The sequence below is a fragment of the Glycomyces terrestris genome (assembly GCF_003933745.1).
GTDB classification, from domain to species: Bacteria; Actinomycetota; Actinomycetes; order Mycobacteriales; family Micromonosporaceae; genus Glycomyces; species Glycomyces terrestris.
The window spans coordinates 286,940-312,378 of the sequence record NZ_RSEB01000004.1; the positions used below are offsets into that span (position 1 = coordinate 286,940).

General features: G+C 73.4%; 22 protein-coding genes. 12 read left to right on the plus strand and 10 right to left on the minus strand.

The genetic code is table 11. The annotated features are described in order from the left end of the window. Positions 1-35 precede the first annotated feature (35 nt). Complete coding sequence (locus EIW28_RS15395; RefSeq protein ID WP_197717291.1) at positions 36-1,100, plus strand: LacI family DNA-binding transcriptional regulator; 1,065 nt, start codon at positions 36-38, stop codon at positions 1,098-1,100. A 37-nt stretch (positions 1,101-1,137) separates the two neighbouring features. Continuing rightward, positions 1,138-1,815: a haloacid dehalogenase type II gene (locus EIW28_RS15400; protein ID WP_125248605.1), complete on the plus strand. Its 678-nt coding sequence runs from the start codon at positions 1,138-1,140 to the stop codon at positions 1,813-1,815. Between the two features lie 2 nt (positions 1,816-1,817). Here the strand turns inward: EIW28_RS15400 and EIW28_RS15405 are convergent, their stop codons facing one another. The 4 genes from EIW28_RS15405 to EIW28_RS15420 form a co-directional block, all read right to left on the minus strand. Continuing rightward, positions 1,818-2,333 (minus strand): hypothetical protein, encoded by a 516-nt coding sequence (locus EIW28_RS15405; protein ID WP_125248606.1) that lies wholly within the window; start codon positions 2,331-2,333, stop codon positions 1,818-1,820. A gap of 128 nt (positions 2,334-2,461) precedes the next feature. Continuing rightward, positions 2,462-3,136: a response regulator gene (locus tag EIW28_RS15410; protein ID WP_125248607.1), complete on the minus strand. Its 675-nt coding sequence runs from the start codon at positions 3,134-3,136 to the stop codon at positions 2,462-2,464. Beyond that, positions 3,133-5,679: a sensor histidine kinase gene (locus tag EIW28_RS15415; protein WP_125248608.1), complete on the minus strand. Its 2,547-nt coding sequence runs from the start codon at positions 5,677-5,679 to the stop codon at positions 3,133-3,135. The genes EIW28_RS15410 and EIW28_RS15415 overlap by 4 nt, the downstream gene beginning before the upstream one ends. A gap of 77 nt (positions 5,680-5,756) precedes the next feature. Next, the gene (locus tag EIW28_RS15420; protein WP_125248609.1) at positions 5,757-6,938 is read right to left on the minus strand and encodes an ROK family transcriptional regulator; all 1,182 of its coding nucleotides are present in this window, start codon (positions 6,936-6,938) and stop codon (positions 5,757-5,759) included. Positions 6,939-7,231: 293 nt separating this feature from the next. On the opposite strand from EIW28_RS15420, the gene EIW28_RS15425 reads away from it, so the two are divergent. The 4 genes from EIW28_RS15425 (at position 7,232) to EIW28_RS15440 (ending at position 12,194) form a co-directional block, all read left to right on the plus strand. Next, positions 7,232-8,644: an ABC transporter substrate-binding protein gene (locus EIW28_RS15425; protein ID WP_125248610.1), complete on the plus strand. Its 1,413-nt coding sequence runs from the start codon at positions 7,232-7,234 to the stop codon at positions 8,642-8,644. A 105-nt stretch (positions 8,645-8,749) separates the two neighbouring features. Beyond that, positions 8,750-9,736 carry a carbohydrate ABC transporter permease gene (locus EIW28_RS15430; RefSeq protein ID WP_125248611.1) on the plus strand — a complete coding sequence of 329 codons (987 nt, stop codon included), beginning with the start codon at positions 8,750-8,752 and terminating at the stop codon, positions 9,734-9,736. Beyond that, a complete protein-coding gene (locus EIW28_RS15435) occupies positions 9,733-10,830 on the plus strand; it encodes a carbohydrate ABC transporter permease (RefSeq protein WP_197717292.1) in 1,098 nt (365 codons plus the stop codon). The genes EIW28_RS15430 and EIW28_RS15435 overlap by 4 nt, the downstream gene beginning before the upstream one ends. A gap of 20 nt (positions 10,831-10,850) precedes the next feature. Continuing rightward, the gene (locus tag EIW28_RS15440; RefSeq protein WP_125248612.1) at positions 10,851-12,194 is read left to right on the plus strand and encodes a GH1 family beta-glucosidase; all 1,344 of its coding nucleotides are present in this window, start codon (positions 10,851-10,853) and stop codon (positions 12,192-12,194) included. Here the strand turns inward: EIW28_RS15440 and EIW28_RS15445 are convergent. From EIW28_RS15445 to EIW28_RS15455, 3 genes are all read right to left on the minus strand, one after another. Next, a complete protein-coding gene (locus EIW28_RS15445; RefSeq protein WP_125248613.1) occupies positions 12,191-12,661 on the minus strand; it encodes a globin domain-containing protein in 471 nt (156 codons plus the stop codon). The two genes, EIW28_RS15440 and EIW28_RS15445, sit on opposite strands and share 4 nt — an antisense overlap. A 33-nt stretch (positions 12,662-12,694) precedes the next feature. Beyond that, complete coding sequence (locus EIW28_RS15450; RefSeq protein ID WP_125248614.1) at positions 12,695-13,399, minus strand: hypothetical protein; 705 nt, start codon at positions 13,397-13,399, stop codon at positions 12,695-12,697. A 143-nt stretch (positions 13,400-13,542) separates the two neighbouring features. Then, entirely contained in the window at positions 13,543-14,568 is a 1,026-nt protein-coding gene (locus EIW28_RS15455; RefSeq protein WP_125248615.1) for a LacI family DNA-binding transcriptional regulator, read from the minus strand. Positions 14,569-14,737: 169 nt separating this feature from the next. On the opposite strand from EIW28_RS15455, the gene EIW28_RS15460 reads away from it, so the two are divergent. From EIW28_RS15460 to EIW28_RS15485, 6 genes are all read left to right on the plus strand, one after another. Continuing rightward, positions 14,738-16,387 carry a glycoside hydrolase family 13 protein gene (locus tag EIW28_RS15460; RefSeq protein ID WP_232013998.1) on the plus strand — a complete coding sequence of 550 codons (1,650 nt, stop codon included), beginning with the start codon at positions 14,738-14,740 and terminating at the stop codon, positions 16,385-16,387. Between the two features lie 61 nt (positions 16,388-16,448). Further along, positions 16,449-17,810 (plus strand): ABC transporter substrate-binding protein, encoded by a 1,362-nt coding sequence (locus EIW28_RS15465; RefSeq protein ID WP_125248616.1) that lies wholly within the window; start codon positions 16,449-16,451, stop codon positions 17,808-17,810. Between the two features lie 16 nt (positions 17,811-17,826). Next, entirely contained in the window at positions 17,827-18,795 is a 969-nt protein-coding gene (locus EIW28_RS15470) for a carbohydrate ABC transporter permease (RefSeq protein WP_125248617.1), read from the plus strand. Next, positions 18,795-19,682 (plus strand): carbohydrate ABC transporter permease, encoded by an 888-nt coding sequence (locus EIW28_RS15475; RefSeq protein ID WP_125248618.1) that lies wholly within the window; start codon positions 18,795-18,797, stop codon positions 19,680-19,682. The genes EIW28_RS15470 and EIW28_RS15475 overlap by 1 nt, the downstream gene beginning before the upstream one ends. Before the next feature lie 164 nt (positions 19,683-19,846). Beyond that, positions 19,847-21,118 carry a glycoside hydrolase family 16 protein gene (locus tag EIW28_RS15480; protein WP_232013999.1) on the plus strand — a complete coding sequence of 424 codons (1,272 nt, stop codon included), beginning with the start codon at positions 19,847-19,849 and terminating at the stop codon, positions 21,116-21,118. A 443-nt stretch (positions 21,119-21,561) separates the two neighbouring features. Then, a complete protein-coding gene (locus tag EIW28_RS15485) occupies positions 21,562-22,398 on the plus strand; it encodes an undecaprenyl-diphosphate phosphatase (RefSeq protein ID WP_125249029.1) in 837 nt (278 codons plus the stop codon). A gap of 43 nt (positions 22,399-22,441) precedes the next feature. Here the strand turns inward: EIW28_RS15485 and EIW28_RS15490 are convergent, their stop codons facing one another. The 3 genes from EIW28_RS15490 to EIW28_RS15500 form a co-directional block, all read right to left on the minus strand. Then, positions 22,442-23,380, minus strand: a complete 939-nt coding sequence (locus EIW28_RS15490) for a DMT family transporter (RefSeq protein WP_125248620.1) — start codon at positions 23,378-23,380, stop codon at positions 22,442-22,444. Between the two features lie 168 nt (positions 23,381-23,548). After that, positions 23,549-24,796, minus strand: a complete 1,248-nt coding sequence (locus EIW28_RS15495) for an MFS transporter (RefSeq protein WP_197717293.1) — start codon at positions 24,794-24,796, stop codon at positions 23,549-23,551. Next, complete coding sequence (locus EIW28_RS15500; RefSeq protein ID WP_158630418.1) at positions 24,793-25,425, minus strand: GntR family transcriptional regulator; 633 nt, start codon at positions 25,423-25,425, stop codon at positions 24,793-24,795. The genes EIW28_RS15495 and EIW28_RS15500 overlap by 4 nt, the downstream gene beginning before the upstream one ends. Positions 25,426-25,439 lie beyond the last annotated feature (14 nt).

Here is a 25,439-nt window from a genome sequence, read left to right on the forward strand (position 1 = left end):
CGTTTCCTGAAAACCCTGAAACAAAGGCGGTCAGCTTGGCGCGCAAGACGAGCGGCACCGGCAAGCGCAGCACCACCATCCGCGAGGTCGCCGAGCGCGCCGGGGTGTCGGTGGCGACCGTCTCCCGCATCCTCTCGGGCACCTACCCGGCCGCCCCCGCCACCCGCGCCAAGGTCATGAAGGCCGTCGACGAGCTCGACTACGTCGCCAACCACCACGCCCGCGCCCTCCAGGGCAGCACCCGCAAGAGCATCGCCATCATCGTCAACTCGGTGACCTCCCCGCACTACGCCCATGTGGCCCAAGGCGTCCAGACCCAGGCCGCCGAGGACTCGCGCCTGTGCCAGATCGGCACCAGCGGCGGCGACGCCGAACGCGAGCTCGCCATGGTCCGGTTCATGCGCGAGCAGCACCCCGAGGCCGTCATCCTCGCCGGCGACGTCAACGCCGACGACGAGTACCGCGCCCGCATGAGCCGCTACGCCCACGCGCTGGCCGCCATCGGCTCGCGCCTCGTCCTGTGCGGCCGCCCGCCCCTGGGCCCCGACGCGCCCGCCGTCGTCGTGGAGTACGACAACACCGGCGGCGCGTTCGCCGCCACCAGCCACCTGCTCTCCAACGGCCACAAGCGCATCCTCTACCTGGGCCGGCGCACCGGCTTCACCACCGCCGACGCGCGCGTCGAGGGCTACCGCAGCGCCCTGGCCGCGCACGGCGTCCCCCACGACCCCGGCCTCGAAGCCGACGGCACCTTCGAACGCCGCGAGGGCTACCGCATGATGCAGGAGCGCCTCACGGCCGGCGCCCCCGACTTCACCGCCGTCTTCGCCGCCAACGACCAGATCGCCGCCGGCGCCCGCCAGGCCCTCCTCGAACGGGGCCTGACCGTCCCCGGCGACGTCTCCCTCATCGGCTTCGACGACCTCCCGCCCGCCGCCGACATCGACCTCACCACCGTCTACCAGCCCCACGAGGAGCTCGGCCGCACCGCCGTGCGACTCGCCCTCGAACACGCCCGCCACGGCGGCCCGCCCCCGCACACCGTCCTCGGCGCCCACCTCGTCCTCCGCGGCTCGGTCCGGCCCGTCCTCGCCGGATAGCATCGCCCCCGACGCACCGCGAGCGACAGGAGCACACATGAACGCGCCGATCGAAGCCGTCGTCTTCGACGTCCTGGGCACCATGGTCGACGAGACCCGCGGCCTCGCCGCCGCCATCCGGGAGGCCGCCCCCGGCGCCGACACCGCCCCGCTCCTCGCACTGTGGCAGCGGCACATCGAACGCGAACAGGACCGCATCGTCAAGGGCGAGCGGCCCTTCGCCACCACCGACGTCCTCGACCGCGAGGCCGCCGAGTTCGTGGCCGAGCACGCCGGGATCACCGACGCGGCCGTCCTCGACCGCCTCGCCACCGCCGGCCGCCGCCACCCCGCCTGGGACGACGCCGCCGCCGGCCTCGAGCGCATCGCCCGCCGCCGGCCCGTGCTCGCCCTCTCCAACGCCGGCCGCGCCGCCCTGCTCCACCTCACCGCGAACGCCGGACTGCGCTGGCACCAGGCGCTCACGGCCGAGGACGCCCGCACGTACAAGCCCGCGCCCGAGGTCTACCGGCTCGCCGTCGAAGCCGTCGGCTGCCCGCCCGAGCGCCTGCTCATGGTCGCCGCCCACGCCTGGGACCTGCGCGGCGCGCAGGCGATCGGGATGCGCACCGCCTACGTCCGCCGCCCCGTCGGCGACCCGCCCGGCGACGGCGACGCCTTCGACTGGCACGCCGAGAGCCTCGGCGAACTCGCCGAGGCCCTCGGAACCCGCTGATGTCAGGCGCGCCTGCGCAGCACCAGCACCGCGACGACCGCGGCGAGCGCCGCGGCCACGAGCGCCGCGGCCTCGACAGGGCCGTACCAGCCCGGCACCCCGTCGCGCACGTACTCGGCCACCCACCGGTCGGGCTCCGAGGAGGCCGCGATCGCGAAGCGCCACCCCAGGTCGAACACGCCCGGCACGACGGCGAGGACGACCGCCAGGACCGCGACCACCAGCGCGAACCGCCGGCCGGCGCCGCGAGCGGCCCGCACGGCCGCGACCGCGAACAGGACCGCGAAGGCGGTGTAGCCGAGGACCGCCAGCCAGTAGGGCAGGTACCAGGCGGCCGGCTCGAACTGCTCGCACGAGGCCACGAAGTCCGGGTTCTGCCGGGAGACGCACCCGACGCCGGAGTCCGCGGTGAAGTCCCCGTACAGCGCGATCTTCGCGACCGCCAAGGCCGCGAACAGCACCGCCGCCGTCCACAGTGCTACCGCCGCGCCAGGCCTCGCCCCGGTCTCCGTCGCCATGTCCCGCTCCCGTTCTCGCGTCCACTGCTGCGGCCACAACTCTAGGTGCGCGCCGCGCTCCCGTCACGCCCCGCCGCGCACCTGGCACGAACCCGGGGGAGGAGCGGCTGTCAGAGGTTCGGCACCGGCTAGGGCCGGAACCGGTACCCCATGCCCGGCTCGGTCAGCAGGTGCACCGGCCGCGCCGGGTCGGCCTCGAGCTTGCGCCGCAGCTGCGCCATGTACTGGCGCAGGTAGTTCGTCTCCCGGTCGTAGTTGGGGCCCCAGACGCGGTGCAGGAGCTCGCGCTGGCTCACCAGCTTCCCGGGGTTGCGCAGCAGCACTTCGAGGAGCTGCCACTCGGTCGGCGTCAGCCGCACCTCCTCGCCGTCCCGGCGGACCTCCCGCGCCGCCAGGTCCACCGTCACCGGCCCGATCGCCGTCACCGGCGAGTCCGAACCGGGCCCGGAGCGGCGCGTGGCCGCGCGCACCCGCGCCAGCAGCTCCCCGATGTCGAACGGCTTGGTCACGTAGTCGTCCGCGCCCGCGTCGAGCGCCGCGATCTTCTCCGCGCTCGCGGCCCGGCCCGACAGGACCAGGATCGGCGCCTTCGACCAGCCGCGCAGGCCCTCGATCACCTCCGAGCCGTCCATGTCCGGCAGGCCCAGGTCGAGCACCACCAGGTCCGGCACCACCGCCGCGGCCGCCCGCAGCGCCTGCGCGCCGTCGGCCGCAGTCGTCACCTCGTAGCCGTGCGCCGCCAGGTTGATCCGCAGCGCCCGCGCGATCTGCGGCTCGTCGTCCACCACCAGGACCTTGATCACTCGGCACCCTCTCCATCGGACGCCGCGACCCGCAGCGCCAGCACCATCGTCAGCCCGCCGCCCGGAGTCGCCTCCGCGGTCAGCGAGCCGCCCATCGCCTCGGCCAGGCCGCGCGAGAGCGCCAGCCCCAGGCCGACGCCCGTCGTGTTGTCCCGGTCCCCGAGCCGCTGGAACGGGCGGAACATCGTCTCGCGGTCCTCGTCGGGCACGCCCGGGCCGCGGTCGACCACCCGCAGCTCCACCGCGCCGCCGTGGATGCCCGCCGTCACCCGCGGCGGCTCGCCCCCGGGGCTGTACCGCAGCGCGTTCGCGATGACGTTCACCAGGATCCGCTGGAGCAGGCCCGGATCGGCCAGGACCTCCGGCAGGTCCGGGCGCACGTCCAGGCTGACGTCGGCCGCGGCGTCGCCGATCTCGTCGAGCGCCCACGGCACCGCCTCGTCGAGCGCGATCGGCACCGGGTCGGCCCCGAGCACCCCCGCCTGGAGCCGGCTCATGTCCAGCAGGTTGTCCACCAGGCCCGTCAAGCGCGCCAGCGACTGCTCCGCCGAGTCCAGCAGCTCCTCGCGCTCGGCCGCCGAGAACAGCTCCCCGGTGGACTTCAGGCTCGACACCGCGACCCGCGCCGACGCCAGCGGCGTGCGCAGGTCGTGCGAGACGGCCGCCAGCAGCGCCGTCCGCAGCTTGTCCGCGTCCGTCAGGCGCTGCACCGTCGCGGCCTGCCGCTCCAGCCGCTCGCGCTCCAGGGCCGCCGCGGCGTGCATCGCGAACGCCTGCGCGATGCGCCGGTCGGCCGCCTCCAGCGTGTGCCCGCGCAGCGCCATCGCGAGGTCGTCGTCGATCGGCAGGTCGTTCTCGGCCGCCCCCGGCGACCCGCACGCCGCGCCCGCGTGCGCGACCACCCGCCACGCCTTCGGGTCGCGCCGCTCGTCCGGGCCCGCGCCCGGCTGCGCCCGCTCCAGCAGCGTCACCGACGCCAGCCCGAACGTCTCCCGCAGCTGCTCCAGCAGGTCGTCGAGGCGGTTCCCGCCCCGCAGCACGTTCCCCGCGAGCGTCGCCAGGGTCTGCGCCTCGGCGCTGGCCCGCGCCGCCAGCCGCGCCCGCGCGGCCGACAGGTTCACCACCGCGGCCCCGCCGAGCGCCAGCGCCACGAAGATCACCAGGGCGATCAGCTGCTCCTGGTCGTGGATCTTCAACTCGTAGTACGGGGTCGCGAAGAAGTAGTTGAGGAGGAAGAACCCGATGAGCGCGCCCAGCAGGGCCGGCCACATGCCGCCGGTGAGCGTCAGCGCCATGACCGCGGTGAGGACGATGAGGATCATCGTCGTCAGCGACAGCTCCTCGTGGAAGGGGATGAGCACCACCACGAGCGCGGGGATGCCGAGGAACGCCAGGCCGATGCCCAGGCGCCGGCGCGCCGCGCCGATCAGGTACCGGCCGGTGCGGCTCCGCTTGACCGACGCCACCCGCTCGTGGCTGACCAGGTGCACGTCGATCTTCCCCGACCGGGCCGTGGTCGTCACCCCGACGCCGCGGGAGATCGCCTGCGCGAACCGGCCCCGCCGCGAGGCGCCGAGGACCAGCTGGGTCGCGTTCGCGCCGCGCGCGAACTCCAGCAGCGCGTCGGGGATCGAGTCGCCCACGACCTGGTGGTAGGAGCCGCCGAGGGCCTCGACGAGGTTGCGCTGGCGGGCGAGGTTCCGCGCCGACGTCGCGCTGGTGAGCCCGTCCCCAGAGGCGACGTGCACGGCCCTGAGGTCGGCGCCGCCCGAGCGCGCGGCGATGCGCGCGGCCCGCCGGATGAGCGTGTCGCCCTCGTCGCCGCCCGACAGCGCCACCACGACCCGCTCCTTGGACTCCCACACCTTCGTGATGTGCTGGGCCTCGCGGTACTGCTCGAGCTGGTCCTCGACCTTGTCGGCCAGCCACAGCAGGGCGATCTCGCGCAGCGCGGTGAGGTTGCCGAGCCGGAAGTAGTTCGACAGGGCCGCGTCCACCTTCTCGGGCGGGTACACGTTGCCGTGGATCATGCGGCGCCGCAGCGCCTCCGGGGTGATGTCGGCGAGCTCGACCTGGTCGGCGCGGCGCACCACCTCGTCGGGGACGGTCTCGCGCTGCGGCACGCCGGTGATCTCGGCGACGACGTCGCTGAGGGATTCGAGGTGCTGCACGTTCACCGTCGAGATCACGTCGATCCCGGCGTCGAGGAGCTCGTCGACGTCCTGCCAGCGCTTCTCGTTGCGCGAGCCGGGGGCGTTGGTGTGCGCGAGCTCGTCGACGAGCGCGACCGCGGGGGCGCGGCGCAGGACGGCGTCCACGTCGAACTCCTCGACGACCGCCCCGCGGTGCTCCAGGGCGCGGCGGGGCACGGTCTCGAGGCCGCCGATCAGCGCGGCGGTGGCGCGGCGGCCGTGGGTCTCGACGAAGCCGATGACGACGTCGGTGCCGCGCGCCGCGCGGCGGCGGGCCTCCTCGAGCGCGGTGAAGGTCTTCCCGACGCCGGGGGCCGCGCCGAGATAGATCCGGAGTTGTCCACGTGGCACCTGCTAATCATTCCCGCGTTTCGCCGGTTCGGCCGTCAAGAACGCGTCAAAGGTGATCCGGCGGCCCTTGCGACCTGTCACGCGCCGCCGAGGAACCGCGAGATGACCGGGGTGGCGGCGCCTTTCGCGACGGCGTCGGGGCCGAGGCGCCCGGGGACGATGCGGGCGCTGGCGAACGGCTGCTTGAGCGCGTACTCGCCGGTGGCGGCGGTGATGTCGGCGAGGCGGCGGCCGGCGAGCATGAGGCCGGCCCAGCCGCCGATGACGATGAGCTCGGGGTTGAACAGGTTGAGCAGGTCGGCCAGGCCGGCGCCGAGGTAGCGGACGGTCTCGTCGACGACCGCGCGCGCGGCGGGGGAGGGGTCGTCCAGGAGGCGGGCGAGCGCGGCCTCCTCGCCGCCGGCGAGGTCCACCGCGCCGGCGGCGGCGAGGTACCGGTCGAGGATGCCCTCGGCGCCGACGTACGCCTCCAGGCAGCCGCGGCTGCCGCAGCGGCAGCGGGGCCCGTCGACGCGCATGGTGGTGTGCCCCCATTCGCCGGCGCTGGAGCCGGCGCCGCGGTACAGGGCCCCGTCGGCGACGACGCACGAGCCGACGCCGGAGCCGATGAGGGCGATGATGGCGTTCGCCGCGCCCCGGCCCGCGCCGAACCACAGCTCGGCCTGGCCCATCGTCATCGCGCCGTTCTCGACGTGGACCTGGAGCGGGTCGAGGCGTTCGGCGAGCATGCGCCCCAAGGGGACGGCGTCCCAGCCGAACGCCTGGGCGTGCACCACGCCGCCGGGCCCGTACTCGACGATGCCGGGCACCCCGACCCCGACGCCGAGGACGGGCGCGCCCGCGGCGGCGGCGAGCACCTCCTTGACGCCGGCGGCGACGTGCTCGATGACGGTGGCCGGGTCGTGCCGCCCGGTCTCGAGGGCGTACCGGGCGGCGGCGCGCGCGGTCAGGGCGAGGTCGAGGAGCTCGACCTGGACGTGGGTCTCGCCGACGTCGACGCCGACGACCAGGGCGTGCCCGGGGTCGACCTCGAGGAGGATGTGGGGCCGGCCGCCGTCGGAGTCGACCTTCCCGGCCTCGCGGAGGATGCCCTCGGCGATGAGCTCGGCCGTCGCGTTGGAGACCGTGGCGGTGCTCAGGTCGGTGGCGGGGGCGAGGTCGCGGCGGGTGAGCGGGCCGTCGAAGTACAGCGTCCGCAGCAGGCGCGTCCGGTTGCCGAGCTTGAGGTCGCGCGTGGTCATCCGCTTGGGGCGTGCCATCTGTCCACCAGTCCGTGTCGTTACCCGTCCGGGACCATGCCGTTATTGCGGGGAGATTGACGGCACGGGTCGGGCTACTTAATCTAAGTCTTAACAGTAAGTCGTAGACCTACTGCTCCAGCCTACCTCCGGGCCCCAGACCGGAGCGCGTCGATTCCCGGTCGTCCCGGGCGGCGCAGGGACCGCGACGCCCGTCAGAGAGCGCTCCCCGACCCTTGACCCTCCGAAAAGGAACCTTCCCGAATCCCTCCCCGGTCGCCGGCGTCCTCCGGCGGCCCCACCAAGGAGCATCCATGAGGATCACACCTCCCCGCCGCGCCCGCGGCGCCGCGGCCGCCAAGGCCGCCGCCGTCGGCGCCACCGCCCTGCTCGCCGCGGCCGCCTGCCTCAGCGGCGGCGGCTCCAGCGCCTCCGACAAGGTCGAGATCCGCTGGTTCGTCGGCATGGGCGCCGGTTCCGACGCCCCCACCATCCCCGCCCAGGAAGCGGTCGTCGAGGAGTTCAACGCCAGCCAGGACGAGATCGAACTCGTCCTCGAGATCGTCGACGCCGACCAGGCCCCCAACATCCTCTCCACCCAGATCGCCACCGGCGACGCCCCCGACATCGTCGGCCCCATGGGCATCCGCGGCCGCTCCACCTTCCCCGGCGCCTGGCTCGACCTCACCCCCCACATCGAGGCGAACGAGTACGACCTCACCGACTTCGACCCCGCCCTGGTCGACTTCTACCGCATCGAGGAGGAGGGCCAGATCGGTCTGCCCTTCGCCGTCTTCCCCTCCTTCATGTACGTCAACCTCGACCTGTTCGACGAGGCCGGACTGCCCTACCCGCCCCAGGAGTACGGCGCCCCCTACATCGACGCCGACGGCACCGAGCACGTCTGGGACATCGCGACCATGACCGAGCTCGCCAAGCAGCTCACCGTCGACGCCGAGGGCAACGACGCCACCAGCCCCGACTTCGACCCCGCGAACATCGTCCAGTTCGGCTTCGGCAACGTCTTCGCCGACATCCGCGCCCAGTCCACCCTCTTCGGCGCCGGCTCCCTCGTCGACGCCGACGGCAACGCCCAGATCCCGCCCCACTGGGCCGAGGCCCAGCAGTGGTACTACGACGGCATGTGGACCGACCACTTCATCCCCAACGGCCCCTACGGCGACTCCGACATGCTCAACGCCGGCTCCTGGTTCGAGTCCGGCAACCTCGCCATGGGCTACACCCACCTGTGGTACGCCACCTGCTGCATGGCCGGCTTCGAAGGCACCTGGGACACCGCCGCCGCCCCCTCCTACGACGGCACCGCCACCGCCAAGCTCCACGCCGACACGTTCTCCATCACCAAGGACACCGCCCACCCCGACGAGGCGTTCGAAGTCCTCACCTACCTCATCGGCGACGCCGCCGAGACCCTCACCCAGACCTACGGCGGCATGCCCGCCCGCATCAGCCTCCAGGACGGCTACTTCGACCGCGTCGGCGCCGCCAACTTCGAAGGCCAGGACATCAACTGGGACACCGCCGTCGAAGGCATGTCCTACGTCGACAACCCCTCCCACGAAGGCGGCATGCCCAACTTCCTCGAATCCGAGGCCGTCCTCGCCGAGTACGCCACCAGGTTCAACCAGGAGGCCGGACTCGACGTCCCCACCGAACTGGCCAACCTCCAGGCCGAACTCCAAGCGGTCTTCGACGCCGCCGAATAGCCGCACTCCCTGAGGCCCGCCACCCCGGGCCCCACCTCCGCCGGGCGGGCGGCACCCCGCCCGCCCGGCCCCCGCCTCCCACCACGCCCCCGAAAGGCCACACCCATGTCCGGATTCACCGACGCGGTCCTGCCCGCGCGGCGGCGGCGCGGCGACCGCCCCGCGCGCCGCCCCGCCGGGCCCATGCAGCGCCGCGAAGCGCGCTGGGGCTACGCCTTCATCAGCCCCTGGCTCATCGGCTTCCTCCTCTTCTGGGCCGTCCCCATCGGCGCCTCCCTCGTCTTCTCCACCCTCGACTTCCAGCTCACCGACCCCGGCGCGACCACCTTCGCCGGCACCTCCAACTGGGAGCGGGCCCTGTCCGACCCCGACACCTGGACCGCGCTGGCCGCCACCTTCCGCTTCACCGTGCTGTTCCTGCCCCTCAGCCTCGTCGCCGCCCTCGGCCTCGCGCTCCTGCTCAACTCGAAGCACCTGAAGTTCACCGGGTTCTTCCGGCTGCTGTTCTACGCGCCCTCGATGATCCCGCTCGTCGCCGGCGTCCTCATCTGGCAGCAGGTCCTCAACCCCCAGACCGGCTGGGTCAACCGGCTCATCGGCCTCACCGGGATCGACGCCGTCGGCACCGACGGCATCCGCTGGTTCGACAACCCCGTCCTGGTCCTGTTCGCGTTCAGCTTCATCGGCCTGTGGGGCATCGGCAACGCCATGATGGTCAACCTCGCCGGCCTCCAGGGCATCCCCACCGAGCTGTACGAGGCCGCCGAGATCGACGGCGCCGGCTGGTGGCGGCGCCTGCGCAGCGTCACCCTGCCGCTGCTGTCCCCGATCATCTTCTACAACCTCGTGATCGGCTCGGTCGCGATCCTCCAGTACTTCGTCGTCCCGTGGGTCCTCTTCGGCGCCACCGGCCGGCCCGGCGGCGCCAGCCGCTTCCTGCTCGTGCACTTCTACCAGCAGGCGTTCGTCTTCGGCGACATGGGCTACGGCGCCGCCCTGGCCTGGCTCATCTTCCTCCTCGTCGCCGTCTTCACCGCCGTCCTCTTCGGCACCTCCCGCCACTGGGTCCACTACGGAACGGAGCGCTCGTGACCGCCACCGCCACCGCCGCGCACCCCGAGGCCGCCGAGGCCCCGCCCGCCGAGCGCGCCCTGCGCCGCAGGCGCCGCGGCATCACCCTCACCCTCGCGACCACCCTCGGCGCGCTCCTGCTCGCCGTCCTGTTCCTCATGCCCCTCGGCTACGGCGCCGCCACCGCCCTCAAGGACAAGGACGGCGTCTCCGACCCGAACACCGGCGTCCTCCCCGTCTCCGCGCTCACCTTCGAACACGAGGGCGAGGTCCACGACGTCTACGCCGTCCCCATGCCCGACGGCACCACCCGCGAGCTCGCCCTCGTCGAGCCCGGCCGCGAGTCGAGCGTCTTCATCGACCCCGGCGACCCCGGCGCCGGCCCCATCGAGTGGGACGGCCGCTGGCGCACCCTCGAACCGGTCACCGGCCTCAACCCCCAGTGGGGCAACTTCGCCGAAGCCTGGAACACCATCTCGTTCCTGCGCCTGACCGGCTGGACCCTCATGTACGCCCTCGTCACCATGGTCCTGACCGTCGTCTCCTCCGCCGTCGTCGCCTACGGCTTCGCCCGCTTCCGCTTCCCCGGCCGCGGCGTCCTCTTCGGACTCCTCATGGCGACGATCCTGCTGCCCCCGGCCGTCACCCTCGTGCCCAAGTACGCGGTGTTCCTCCAGATGGGCTGGGTCGGCACCTACCTGCCGCTCATCGTCCCGCAGCTGTTCGCCAACGCCTTCAACGTGTTCCTGCTGCGCCAGTACTTCCTGACGATCCCCCGGGAACTGGAGGAGGCCGCCCGCATCGACGGCGCCGGCCCGATCCGCACCTTCCTGCGCGTCATCGTCCCCCAGTCCGTCCCCGCCCTGACGGCCGTGAGCCTGTTCCACTTCTTCTACGCCTGGAACGACTTCTTCGAACCGCTGCTCTACCTCGCCGGCAACCGCGACATCGTCCCCATCGGCGTGGGCCTGAGCTACTTCAGCGGCGTCTACAACTCCGAACCCCACCTCATCCTCGCCGCCTCGCTCCTGGCGCTGGCCCTGCCCGTCGCGATCTTCCTCGCGGCCCAGCGGGTCTTCGTCCAGGGGATCGTCGTGACCGGCGTGGACAAATGACACCACCCAAGGAGCACACCATGACCAGTCCCTTCCCCGACGGCTTCCTCTGGGGCGCCTCGACCGCCGCCTACCAGATCGAGGGCGCCGCCGCCGAGGGCGGGCGCGGCCCGTCCATCTGGGACACCTTCGCGGCCACCCCCGGGAAGGTCAAGAACGGCGACACCGGCGCGGTCGCCTGCGACCACTACCACCGCTGGCGCGAGGACTTCGCGATCGCCGCCGACATCGGCCTGAACGCCTACCGGCTCTCGGTGTCCTGGTCCCGCCTCCAGCCCGCCGGGCGCGGCGACCTCAACCCCGCGGCGGTCGCGTTCTACCGCGAGCAGCTGGCCGACCTGCGCGCCAAGGGCATCCGCTCGGCCGTCACCCTCTACCACTGGGACCTCCCGCAGCCGCTGGAGGACGAGGGCGGCTGGCCCGAGCGCGCCGTCGCCGAGTGCTTCGGCGACTACGCGCGGCGCACCGCGCAGGCCCTGGGCGACCTCGTCGACGAGTGGATCCCGATCAACGAGGCGTGGTGCGCGGCCTTCCTCGGCTACCACTCCGGCGTGCACGCCCCCGGCCGCCAGGACCGCACCGCGGCCCTGCGCGCGGCCCACCACCTCAACGTCGCCCACGGCCTGGCCGCGGCCGCCGTCCGCGAGCACGCCCCCGGGCGCGTGGGCTCGGCGGTCATCCTGACCGACATCGAGGCCGCCTCCGACAGGCCCGAGGACGTCGCGGCCGCGCGCCTCGCGGACGGCGGCGGCAACCGCCTCTTCCTCGACCCGCTCTTCCGCGGCGCCTACCCCGAGGACATGCTCGCCCACTTCGCGCCCACCGGCGCGTTCGCGGCGGTCCGGCCCGGCGACATGGAGCTCATCGCCCAGCCCCTGGACTTCGTGGGCGTCAACCACTACCACCGGTTCGTCGTCGAGGCCGACCCCGGCGACGACCACCTCGGCAACCGGGCCCTGCCCCCGCAGCACGCCGTCACCGGCTTCGGCTGGGAGATCCACCCCGAGAGCCTGCGCCGGGTCCTGACGCGCCTGTCGGCCGAGTACACCGGGCTGCCGGTCTACATCACCGAGTCGGGGGCGTCCTTCGAGGACGCCGTGGCCGCGGACGGCTCGGTCGACGACGCCGACCGCGTCGACTACCTCGAGGGCTACATGCGCGCGGCCGGGCGCGCCATCGAGGACGGCGTCGACCTGCGGGGCTACTTCGTGTGGTCGCTGCTCGACAACTTCGAGTGGGCCGAGGGCTACTCGAAGCGGTTCGGGCTGGTGCGGGTCGACTACGAGACCCAGCGGCGCACCCTCAAGCGCAGCGCCCACTGGTACCGCGAGGTCATCGCGAGCAACGGCGCGGCCCTCGCCTAACGCTCCGGGCCGGGGTCCGAAGGGGACTCCGGCCCGTGCCAGCCCCACCGCGGCAGCGGCGGCTCCAGGCCGCCCGCGCCCGGGTCGTGCGGGTGGGCGGCCATGAGCCCGACGGCCCACCGGAACCAGTCCCGCAGCAGCCCCCGCAGGCCGGCCGGGATGCCGGCGTCGTCGAGCGCCAGCGCGAAGCACGCCTGCGCGGCCTCGTCGAGGTCGGCGTGCTCGCCGTTGCCCGAGTGCATCCGCAGCACCCCGCCGTGGGACCCGTACAGGCCGGTGTAGACGGCGGGGCCGCCGAGCTGCTCGCCCCAGTAGGCGGCGAGGCGCTCGAGGTGGTCGGGGTGCTGCCCGGGGTGGCTGAAGGGGTGGCGGGTCAGTTCGTCCTCGAGGCAGCGGGCGTGCCAGGCGCGCGCGAGCGCCCGCATCGCCGGGGCCCCGCCGGCGGCCTCGTACACGGTCTCGTCCATGCCCCCATCCTGGCACCGGCGTCCGACACGCGCTCAGTACAGCTGGCCCGTCCAGTAACTGTTCGGGTCGCGGTACCAGGAGCCGTCGCACTCCTCCCAGGTGTAGCCGCCGTAGTCCTGGCACTCCTGCACGTACACGTCGTACTCCGAGGCGGTCGGGCCGGGGGCGAGCTGCCCGGTCCACTCGGTGCTCGTGTCGTGCTGCCAGGAGGTGTCGCATTCGTCGAACGTGTGGCCGGCGGCCTCGCATTCGCGGATGTAGGCGTCGTAGGGGGTGTAGAGGACGCCCCTCCAGACGCCCTCCGGGTCGTACTCCCAGGAGAACTCGCAGTCGATCTGGGGGTTGCCGTCCTCCTCGCACTCCTCGACGTAGACCTCCCGCGGGTCCGGGCCCTCGGTCGGGTCGGTGCCGCCGTCCCCGTCCCCGTCGCCTCCGGGGTCCGGGTCGCCGGTGGGCTCTCGGGTGTCCCCGCCCTCCTCGTAGAGCTTCCCCGTCCACTCGGGCGAGGGGTCGAGGTCGCGGGAGGCACGGCACTGCTCCCGGGTGTAGCCGTCGTCCTCGCAGTCGCTGACGTACTGCGCCGCGACGGACGCGCCCTCGCCCTCGGGGCCGTAGCCGAGCCATCCGGCGATCGTGGTGAGGTTGGCAAGGAGCGCCACGATGCCCCCGACGGCGGCGAGGGCGCCGGCGAGCCAACCGGTCTTCTTCCAGTTCACGGACGAGGAATCTGCGTTCACCGGCTCAGATTACGCAGCGCCGGCCGCCGCCCCCGCCCCGTTTTCGGCCACGCAGCGCGACCTTCCGGACACAGGTGCACCCTGATCGCAAGCCGACCGGCAGGTGTCGGGCATCCGACACCCCAAAGAGGTGTAACCGCCGGTCAGCGGGCCGGCGGGGGGCCGGCGGTGCCGCGTTCGATGAGGGCCACGTCGAGCGAGACGGCCTGCGCGGGGCGGTCCCTGCCGGCGAGGCGGTCCATCATGAGCCGCACCGCCTCGGCGGCCTTGCCGGGCAGGTCCTGGGCCACGGTGGTGAGCTTGGGGGTCACGTACGCCGCGAGGTCGGCGTTGTCGTAGCCGACCACCGACACGTCCCCGGGCACCGACCTGCCCGCGGCCGCCAGGCCCTCGATGAGGCCGATCGCGAGGATGTCGGCGGTGGTGAACACGGCGGTGACGTCCGGGTGCTCCCGCGGCAGGCGCCGCCCGTACGCGAGGCCGTCCGCGTGCGTGGTCTCCACTTCGGATACGAGGTCGGGGTCGAAGCCGATGCCGTGCTCGGCCAGGACCTTCCGGTAGCCCTCGAAGCGGCGGCGCACGACGCCGGTGGCCGAGAACGCGGGGCCGGCGAAGGCGATGCGGCGGTGGCCGAGGCCGACGAGGTGGCGGGTGGCGAGCTCGGCGCCGCCGAAGTCGTCGGAGCGGACCTCGAGCGCGAGCGGGTTCTCCGAGTAGGAGTCCATGGCGACCAGGGCGACGCCGCCGACGTCGGCGGCGGTGAGGCGGTCGATGACGACGTCGTTGAAGCCCAGGAGGACCGCGCCGTCGAGGTTCCACGAGCGCAGGGCCTCGGTGATCTCGCCGTGGCGGGAGATGCCGCGGAGCATGAGGTGGTAGTCCAGGCGGCGCAGCTCGCGCTCGAGCATGCCGACGACCTCGACGGTGTGCGGGTCGATCGTCAGGCTCGACTCGCCGACGGCGGGGACGAGGAGCCCGACCAGGCGGGAGGAGCGGGCGGCGAGGCTGCGCGCGGAGGCGCTGGGGACGTACCCGCGCTCCTTGACGATGCGCATGATGCGCTCGCGGGTGGCCGCCGAGACGCGGGCCTGCTTCCCGTTGACCACGTTGGACACGGTCATGAGGCTGACGCCGGCCTCCGCCGCGATGTCCTTCAGCGTGACGCCCAAGAGGGCTCCTTCCGGTCGAGCAAGCGGATTCCGGTGGCCCGCCGTTGACAAGTGTGACATCCACGGGCTAAGCTTCCGCCAAGGTATAGCGCTAAACCTAGCATGTGCTGGGCATTCACCATGCCCCCACCCCCTCCTAGGCCGCGCCCGACGCACGAACGGAGCCACATTGCACGCGCGACAGCAGCCCGGACCCGCCCCCGAGTGGTGGCGGAACGCGGTGATCTACCAGGTCTACCCGCGCAGCTTCGCGGACGCCGACGGCGACGGCACCGGCGACCTCGCCGGCGTGCGCGAGCGCCTGCCCTACCTCGCCGCCCTCGGCGTCGACGCGCTCTGGTTCACCCCCTGGTACCGCTCGCCCCAGGCCGACGGCGGCTACGACGTCGCCGACTACCGCGAGATCGACCCCGCCCTCGGCACCCTCGCCGACGCCGAGGCCCTCATCGCCGACGCGCTCGCCCTCGGCATCCGCACCATCGTCGACGTCGTCCCCAACCACGTCTCCTCCGCGCACGCCTGGTTCCAGGAGGCCCTCGCCGCGCCCCCCGGGCACCCGGCCCGCGGCCGCTTCTGGTTCCACGACGGCAAGGACGGCGGCCGCCGCATGCCCACCGCCTGGACCTCCAGCTTCGGCGGCGACACCTGGACGCGCACCGCCGGCCCCGACGGCGAGCCCGGCCAGTGGTACCTGCACCTGTTCACCCCCGAGCAGCCCGACCTCAACTGGAACCACCCCGACGTCGTCGCCGAGCACGAAGCGGTGCTGCGCTTCTGGTACGACCGCGGCGTCGCCGGCATCCGCATCGACTCCGCGGCCCTCATCGCCAAGGACCCCGACCTGCCCGAGGTGGGGGAGCACCACGAGCCCGGCACGCACCCCCACCTCGACCGCGACGAGCTCCACGACGTCTACCGCGGCTGGCGCAAGGTCGCCGACTCCTACGGCGGCGACCGCCTCCTGGTCGGCGAGGTCTGGCTCGAGGACATCGACCGCTTCGTGCGCTACCTGCGCGACGACGAGATGCACATGGCCTTCAACTTCGACTTCATGACCCGCCCCTGGGACGCCGCGGCCCTCGCCGAGTCGATCCGCGCCACCCTCGACGCCCACGCCCGCGTCGGCGCCCCGCCCACCTGGGTCCTGTCCAACCACGACGTCACCCGCCCCGTCACCCGCTACGGCCGCGAGGACACCTCGTTCTCCTTCGCCGCCAAGCGCTTCGGCACCCCCACCGACCTCGCCCTCGGCGCCCGCCGCGCCCGCGCCGCCGCCCTCCTCACCGCCGCCCTCCCCGGCGTCCTCTACGTCTACCAGGGCGACGAGCTCGGCCTGCCCGAAGTCGAGGACCTCCCCGAAGGCGCCCGCCGGGACCCCATGCACTTCCGCTCCGGCGGCACCGACCCCGGCCGCGACGGCTGCCGCGTCCCCCTCCCGTGGACCGCCGCCGGCGACACCTGCGGCTTCAACACCACCGGCGCTCCCCCCTGGCTGCCCCAGCCCGCCGGCTGGGGCAGCCGCGCCGCCGACCTCCAGGAGGCCGACCCCGACTCCTTCCTCAACCTCTACCGCACCGCGATCCGCCTGCGCCGCACCGAACCGGCACTGCGCACCGGCGACTTCGCCTGGACCGAGGCCGCGCCCGGCACCCTCGCCTTCCGGCGCGGCGCCGACCTGACCTGCGTCGTCAACTTCGGCGACGCCCCCGCGGACCTGCCCGCCCACACCGAGGCGCTGCTCGCCAGCGCCCCGCTCGACCGCGACGCGAACGGCGGCGGCCGCCTGCCCGGCGACGCCGCCGCGTGGCTGCGGAACTGACCGCACCGTCCCAACGAAACGCCGACCCCTCCACCACAACCGGAACCGACAAGGAGCAACGATGCTTACCTCTCGCACCGCCGCGGCCAGGACCGCGGCCGCCCTCACCGCCCTGGGCGTCGCCGCGCTCGGCCTCGCCGCCTGCTCGGACGAGCCCGACGACGGCAGGACCCACATCACCGTCACCATCGACGCCGGGCTCGAACAGGAGGCCATCGACGCCTTCAACGCCCGCGTCGCGCAGTTCGAGGACGCCCACCCCGACATCGACGTGGAGACCCAGGAGTACACCTGGACCGCCGGGACCTTCACCGCCCAGCTCGCCGGCGGCACCCTCCCCGACGTGTTCACCATCCCCTTCACCGACGGGCGCGGCCTCATCGAGCGCGGCCAGATCGCCGACGTCTCCGCCTACACCGCCGAACTGCCCTACCGCGACGCGTTCAACCCGAACATCGCCGCCGCCGGCGAGGACGCCGACGGCGACCTCTGGGCCATCCCGATCGCCGCCTACGGCCAGGGCCTCCACTACAACCGGACCCTGTTCGCGGCCGCCGGCCTCGACCCCGACGCCCCGCCCACCACCTGGGCCGAGGTCCAGACCGCCGCCAAGGCCATCAGCGACGCCACCGGCGAGGCCGGCTACGCGGTGATGACCAACGACAACACCGGCGGCTGGATCCTCACCACCGTCGTCAACGCCCTCGGCGGCCGCACCGAGGACGGCGGCGCCGCCACCATCGACACCCCGCAGATGCGCGAGGCCCTCGGCCTGCTCCAGGCCATGCGCTGGCAGGACGACTCGATGGGCGACACCCTCCAGTACGACTGGGCCACCATCAACCAGGACTTCGCGGCCGGCCGCATCGGCATGTACGTCTCCGGCGGCGGCAACTACGGGAACCTGTTCACCCAGAACGGCCTCAACCCCGACGACTACGGCCTGACCGTCCTCCCGCTCGCCGACTCGCCCGACGCCGGCGTCCTCGGCGGCGGCACCCTCGCCGCCGTCAGCCCCGGCGCCGAGCCCGAGGAGCAGGAGGCCGCGGTCGCCTGGATCGACTTCTACTACATGGAGAAGCTCACCGACCAGGCCGCCGCCGTCGCCGACGCCGAGGTCAAGGCCGAGACCGGCCAGCCCGTCGGCGCCCCCGAGCTCCCCGTGTTCGACCAGGCCACCTACGACGAGCAGCAGACCTGGATCGCCGAGTACGTCAACGTCCCGGTCGAGCAGATGGCCCCCTACACCTCCCAGGTGTTCGCCCAGCCGCTGCTGACCGAGCCGGTCACCGCCACCCAGGAGGTCTACGGCGTCCTCGACACCGTCGTCCAGTCCCTCCTCACCGACGAGAACGCCGACATCGACGCGCTCCTGGAGACGGCCCAGGCCGAAGCCCAGGCCGCCATGGACGCCGCCGCCTAACCGAAGGCAACCGACCATGACCACCACCGACACCCGCCCCGCCGGTGTCACGGGAGACCTGGCCGGGCCGCAGCACGCGGCCCGGCCCGGCCGCCCGGGCGCCCGCCTCGCCCGCGCCCGCGCCGGGCTGCACACCCTCGTCTTCCTGGCCCCCATGCTCCTCGTCTTCGGCGTCTTCTCGTGGGTCCCCATCGGACGCGCCGTCGTCATGAGCTTCCAGCGCACCAACCTCGTCGCCGACCCCGTCTTCGTGGGCTTCGCGAACTTCCAGCAGGTCGCCGCCGACCCGCTGCTGTGGACGGCCGTCCAGAACACCGGGTACTTCGCGCTCCTGGCCCTCCTCTTCGGCTACCCCGTCCCGCTCGTGGCCGCGATCCTCATGAGCGAGGTCCGCAGGCTCCGCGGCCTGTTCTCGGCCCTCGCCTACCTGCCGGTCGTCGTCCCGCCCGTCGTCGCCGTCCTGCTGTGGAAGCTGTTCTACGACGCCGGCGAGGACGGGGTCTTCAACACCGTCCTCGGCTGGTTCGGCCTCGGCCCGGTCGCCTGGCTCCAAGACGCGGACGCCGTCATGCCCGCCCTCGTCCTCGAGGCGACCTGGGCCGCCGCCGGCGGCACCGTCGTCATCTACCTCGCCGCCCTCATCGGCGTCGACCCCTCGCTCTACGAGGCCGCCGAGATCGACGGCGCCGGCGTGTGGCGCAAGCTCTGGCACATCACGCTCCCGCAACTGCGCGGCGTCCTGCTCATCACCTTCATCCTCCAGATCATCGGCACCGCCCAGGTCTTCCTGGAGCCGTTCCTGTTCACCGACGGCGGCCCCGCCAACCGGACCCTGACGCTGCTGCTGCTCATCTACCGGTACGCGTTCACCAACTCCCTCGGCGGCGACTACGGCGCCGCGGCCGCCCTGAGCCTCATGCTCGCCCTCGTCCTCGCCGCCTTCTCCATGCTGTACTTCCGCCTCACCCGATCCTGGAGCAGCTGATGGCCGCCGCCACCGACCGGGCCCTCCTGGCCCCCACCGACCGCAGGCGCGCCAGCGTCCGCTGGAGCACCCGCATCCTCCACGGCCTGCTCCTGACCGTCCTCGCCGTCGCCGGCCTCGGGCCCATGCTCTGGCTCGCCAAGGCCGCCGTCACCCCCACCCAGGACACCCTGCGCCAACCCATGGCCCTGTGGCCGAACGGCATCGACCTCGCCAACCTCGCCGAGGCCTGGACCCGCGTCGAGATCGACAAGTACTTCTTCAACACCGTCGCCCTCGCCGCCGGCTCCTGGGCCGTCCAGCTCCTGGTCGCCGCCACCGGCGGCTACGCCCTCGCCGTCCTGCGCCCGCGCCTGGGCCGCTACCTCTCCGGCGCCGTCCTCGCCACCCTGTTCGTGCCCAGCGTCGTCCTGCTCGTCCCGCTCTACCTGACCATCCTCGACCCGCCCGTCCTCGGCACCTCCATGCTGAACACGTTCTGGGCCGTGTGGCTCCCCGCCGGCGCCAACGCCTTCAACGTCCTGCTCATGCAGCGCTTCTTCGCCAACCTCCCCCGGGAGATCTTCGAAGCGGCCCGCGTGGACGGCGCCGGCCCCTACCGCCTCTTCTGGTCGGTCGTGCTGCCCATGTCGCGCCCGGTGATCGGCGTCGTCTCCGTCTTCGCCGTCATCGCGTCCTGGAAGGACTTCCTGTGGCCGATGCTCGTCCTGCCGGACCCGGCCCTCCAACCCCTGTCGGTGCGCCTGCCCGCCCTCCAGCAGTTCGTCGAACTCGACGTCTTCCTGGCCGCGCTGGCGATCTCCTCGCTCATCCCGATCGCGCTGTTCCTGGTGTTCCAGCGGCTGTTCCTCTCCAGCGCCGGCCTCGGCGGCGCCGTCAAGGGCTGACCCGCGGGCGGGGGACCGGCGCTGCTCCCGGCCCCCCGCCCCGCTTTGCCCTATTGACAATGATCTATCCCGATGTTAAAAAGACAGGAACATTTACAGAGAGCGCTCTCTCATGGTGTTCCCCCCGTGACGCGCGCTCCACCACGGAACGAGAGGACGCCTCCGTGAGACCACCCCGAGTCCGCAGACCCATCCGCGCGGCCCTCGCGGTCGCCAGCGCCGCGATCGCGGCCGCGGCCGCCGCCACCGTCGGCCTCACCACCGCCGGGGCCGCCGACCTCGACGAGCCCCGCGCCCACGAGCAGGTCCAGGCCCAGGCCCTGACGTGGAGCGACGAGTTCAACGCCGCGGCCGGCACCGCCCCGGACGCGTCCAAGTGGCGCTACGACATCGGCGGCGGGGGCTGGGGCAACAACGAGCACCAGTACTACACGAACTCCACCAGCAACGCCGCCCACGACGGGGCCGGCAACATGGTCATCACCGCCCGCCGCGAGAACCCGGCGAACTACCAGTGCTGGTACGGCGCCTGCCAGTACACCTCGGCGCGGCTGCTCACCAACGGCACCTTCAAGCAGGCCTACGGCACCTTCGAGGCCCGCATCCAGATCCCGCGCGGGCAGGGCATCTGGCCGGCGTTCTGGATGCTCGGCGACGACCTCGGCCAGGTCGGCTGGCCGCAGTCGGGCGAGATCGACATCATGGAGAACGTCGGCTACGAGCCGAACACCGTGCACGGCACCCTCCACGGGCCCGGCTACTCCGGCGGCGCCGGCGTCGGCGGGGCCTACACGATCGGGCAGCCCTTCGCGAACGGCTTCCACACCTTCGCGGTGAACTGGACGCCGACCGCGATCAGCTGGTCGGTCGACGGCGTCACCTACCAGACGAAGACCACCGCGGACATCGGCGGCAACGAGTGGGTCTTCGACCACCCGTTCTTCATGATCCTGAACGTCGCGGTCGGCGGCAACTGGCCCGGCTACCCCGACGGCACCACCCAGTTCCCGCAGACGATGAAGATCGACTACGTGCGCGTCTACTCCGGATCGACGTCCTCGGGCGGGGCGGTCACCGGCCTGGCCGGCAAGTGCCTCGACGTGGAGGCCGCCGGCACCGCCGACGGCACCCCCGTGCAGCTGTACACCTGCAACGGCACCGCGGCCCAGCAGTGGACCGCGCCCGGCGACGGGACCCTGCGCGCCCTCGGCAAGTGCCTCGACGTCGCCAATGGCGCCACCGCCGACGGCACCGCGGTGCGATTGTGGACCTGCAACGGCACCGGCGCCCAGCAATGGGTGTTCTCGGCCGCGAACGACCTCGTGAACCCGCAGGCGAACAAGTGCCTGGACGTGCCGTGGGCGAACCCCGCGGACGGCACCGACCTCCAGATCGTCACATGCAGCGGCAACGCCGCCCAGAAGTGGTACCGCTGACCTGACGCGTCCGAGGGCCGGCGGGGGATCAGCGCCCCCGCCGGCCCTCGAACGCGTCCACGGCCCGACCACCTCGCGCCCGCGCCCGCGCCGAACCGCCCAATCGGGAGAAACGAGCCCAAGCGGGAACGGGCGGCCGTAGAGTCCCTGTATCGGCGCCGCGCCGCGGCCGACCGCCCCGGGGCCTGCCATGCGACCGGGCCGGCCGGCCGCGGCGGACCCGCCCCCGCACCCCCTCGACCCGACACAGTGGACCCGCCGTACGGCAGGTCTCACTGCCGTGCGTACACCGGCCGGTCACCCTCGCGCGTCTGGCAAGATGTCCCAGTCGCTCCGGGAGCCGCAACGCGGCGGAAGCGACGCCTGACCGTCGATGTGACGAAAGAAGCGCGAATGCACATTCCCCCCTGCCATGCACGGACGGAGGCGCCCGCATGGTCGACATGACCTGGCTCGAAGCGATCGTGCTCGGCGTCGTCCAGGGCCTGACCGAGATGCTGCCGATCTCCTCCTCGGCCCACCTGCGCCTCACCTCGGCGCTGTTCTTCGAGGAGGACGCGGGGGCGTCGTTCACGGCGGTCACCCAGCTGGGCACCGAGACGGCGGTCCTCATCTACTTCTGGAAGGACATCGTCCGCATCCTCGTGGCCTGGTGGAAGGGCCTGTGGAACAAGGAGGAGCGCGGCGGCACCGACTACCGGCTCGGCTGGTACGTCATCATCGGGACCCTCCCGATCGTGTTCTTCGGCCTCCTCTTCAAGGACGCCATCCGCGACGGCGCCCGCAACCTGTGGCTCGTCGCCTTCAGCCTCATCTTCTTCGGCCTCCTCCTCGCCCTGGCCGAACTGGTCGGCAAGAAGACCCGCACCTGGGACGACTTCCGCATGAAGGACGGCCTCATCCTCGGCTTCGCCCAGGCCGGCGCCCTCATCCCCGGCGTCTCCCGCTCCGGCGGCACCATCACCGCGGGCCTGTTCATCGGCCTCGACCGCGCCGTCGCCGCCCGCTACTCGTTCCTGCTGGCGATCCCGGCCGTGTTCGGCGCCGGCATCCTCAGCCTCGGCGACGTCTTCGACCCCGCCACCGAAGGCTCGGTGCCCTCCGGCGCCCAGATGCTCGTCGCCACGCTCATCGCGTTCGTCGTCGGCTTCGGCGCCGTCCACTGGATGCTCAAGTGGGTCGCCAAGCACTCGGTCTTCATCTTCGTCTGGTACCGCTGCATCCTCGGCGTCCTCGTCATCTTCATGCTCGAGACCGGCTGGCCGGTCAAGCTCCAGTAGGACCTCTAGGAGGGCCGGGTCCGCGCGGACCCGGCCCTCCGCGCTACCCGGCGGCCGGCCGCCGCGACTCCGCGACCGCCAGCGCCGTGATCGACCCCAGCAGGACCGCCGACCCGGCGACCGTCGCGCCCGTCAGCGGCTCCCCGAGCACCCACACCGCCAGCGCCGCCGCCGTCACCGGCTCGATCAGCATCATCACCGACGCCGTCGCCGCCCGCACCCGGGCCGCGCCCGCGAAGTACAGCGGGTACGCCAGCGCCGTCGTGAACACCGCCAGGTACGCGATGAGCAGCGCCGCCGCGGCCTCGTTCCCGCCGCGGGGGAGCAGCCCCTCGAACGCCGCCGGCGCCAGCAGCACCAGCGCCCCGACTCCGAAGGACCACAGCGTGAGCGTGAACGCGTCCTCGCCGCGCCGTCCGGCGCTGCGGCCCAGGAGCGTCACGACCGCGTACCCGGCCGCCGACAGCACCGCGAGGCCCGCCCCGGCCGGGGCGACGGTCGCGTCGGCCCCGACCAGGACCGCGAGCCCGGCGACCGCCCCGGCCACGGCCAGGACGCCGCCGCGCCCGAGGCGCTCGCCCAGCCACACCCGGGCCCCGAACGCGGTGAGCACCGGCCCCGACCCGAGCGTCAGCAGCGTCGCGACCGCCACCCCGGTGGCCTCCACCGACGCGAAGTACGCGGTCTGGAACACCGCCATGCCGAGCCCGGCGCCGACGAGGTGCCCGAGGCGGCCCGTGAGCGGGCGCCGCGCCGGCCGCCGGCGCAGGGCGCAGAACGCCCCCAGGAGCACCAGGCCCCCGAGGTGGCGCCAGAACGAGACGGCCGTCGGGCCGAGCGCGCTGGCGCCGTAGACGAGGTCCGCCGCGGCCCCGGTGGTGCCCCACGCGAGACCGGTGACGGTGAGGAACGCGAGCCCGCGCCGGGCCGAGCCGGTCGCGGGGCGCGCTTCGATGACAGTGGCCGTGCCACTCGTGGACATGCGTCCTCCAGAAGAGAGTGCTGAGCAAGGTCTCTCGTCTGCGGGCACGCCAGGAAGACGCGACCGGCCGCGGCCGGTCGCGGAGTTCGGATGCCCGCCCTAGCGGACGGGCGGGGAGATGGTCGAACGCATGGCCGCCACCCTACACGCCGGCCCGGGCGGCCCGGCTCAGCGCGGCAGGTGCCGCCGGTAGTTCACGGCCAGCACCAGCGCGCACCCGATCCCCAGCCCGGCGACCGCCAGCAGCCCGACCGCCGCGGCCGTCCCGGTGCCCGCCGCGACCGCCGCCAGCAGCGCCGGCGACGCGAACCCCAGGTACGACACCGCGTAGTACACGCCCGTCAGGCCCGCCAGGTCCTGCGGGGCCGCGATCCGCTGCACCTCCAGGAGCCCCGAGACCATCGCCGTCCCCATGCCCGCGCCCGCGACCGCCGCCGCCGCGATCCCCAGCGGCCACGACTGGAGCACGTCCGCGGCCACCACCAGGCCCAGCCCGGCCACGATGAGCAGCAGGCCCGCGAGCGTGCCGCGCGCGCTGTCCTTCGTGTCCACGTGCTTCGCCAAGGGCTGCACGAGGGACGAGGACACCAGCGCCACCGCCGTCAGGAGCGTCGCGTACGCGATGCCCCAGCCCCGCGTCGCCTCCGCCAGCAGCACCGGCAGGTACCCGTACCCGATCGCCGAGGCCGCGAACACCCACGGCCCGCTCACCAGCACCACCCGCGTGAACCGCCGGTGCCCCGCGGCCGGGACCCGCAGCCGCTCGCGCAGCCGCCCCGGCACGCCGACGCGCGCCGTCTCCGGCGCCCGCAGCACCAGCCACGCGAACGGCAGCGTCACCGCCGCGTGGATGAGGAACGGCAGCTGCTCGGGCCAGGGCCCCCACTGCGCGATGAGCCCGGCGACGACCGCGCCGAGCGCCGACCCGAGCGAGAACGCCAGCGTCGCCCGCCGCGCCCCCGCCCCGGTGTCCGCGGCCGGGTCGTGCGGCCACTGCGACAGCTCCTTCATCCACGCCGTGCCCACGCACGTCGCCGTCCCCACCGTCACCCCGGCCAGGAACCGGCCGACGCAGATCATCACCGCCCCCGACTCCCCGAACGCCAGCGCCGTCGAGGCCGCCACGGCCGCGGCCACGCCCGCGAACATGACCGGGCGCCGCCCGTACCGGTCGCTCAGCGCCCCGCTGAGCAGGAACGCCGGCACCAGCCCGAGCACGTACACGCCGAGGAACCCGTTCACCGCGGCCGTCGAGTAGTGCTGGCGCTCCTGGTAGAGCAGCAGCAGCGGGCTGAACTGGTTCCCGGCCCAGCTGGTGCAGAACATGACCGCGAACAGGACCCGCCACGGCCGCGTCCGCGCCGCGGCGAGCGGCTCGGGCAGCGCCGCCACGCCCTCGGGGGCGACGGCGCTCACGCCAGACCCTGGTGGCGCGACAGGTGCAGGTCCAGGACCGCGTGGTAGGCCGCGGCGTCGTGCCGGCCCAGGCAGGCGGCCATCTCGCGGTGCTCGCGGAACGACAGGTCCAGGACCAGGCCGCTGCTGGAGAGCACCAGGAACGCCAGCCGCAGCTGCCGGTCGCGCAGGAGCTCGAAGAAGTGCGCCGCGATCGGGTTGCCCGACAGGCCCACCACGGCCGCGTGGAAGTCGCAGTCGGCCTCGACGTACGCGGCCAGGTCCCCGGCCGCCAGGGCCGCCTCCTGGCGCTTGAGCGGCGTGCCCAGCGCCGCCTCGACCTCCGCGGGGCTCGGGCCCTGCGCGGCGATGCGCGCCACCGCGGTCCGCTCCAGGACCCCGCGGGTCTCCACCAGGTCGGCGACCTCGGTGACCGACACCGGGTTCACCGTCGCGCCCTGCCTGGAGGACAGCGTGATGAGCCGCTCGGCCGCGAGCCGCAGGAACGCCTCGTGCACCGGGGTGCGGCTGAGCTCGAGCTCCTCGCCGATCTGGCCCTCGCTGAGCCGCGCGCCCCCGGGGAGCTCGCCGGTGATGATGCGCCGCTTGGTGTACGCGTACGCGCGTTCGGCCGCCGCCTGTCCCGTCACGAGCAGGACGCTAC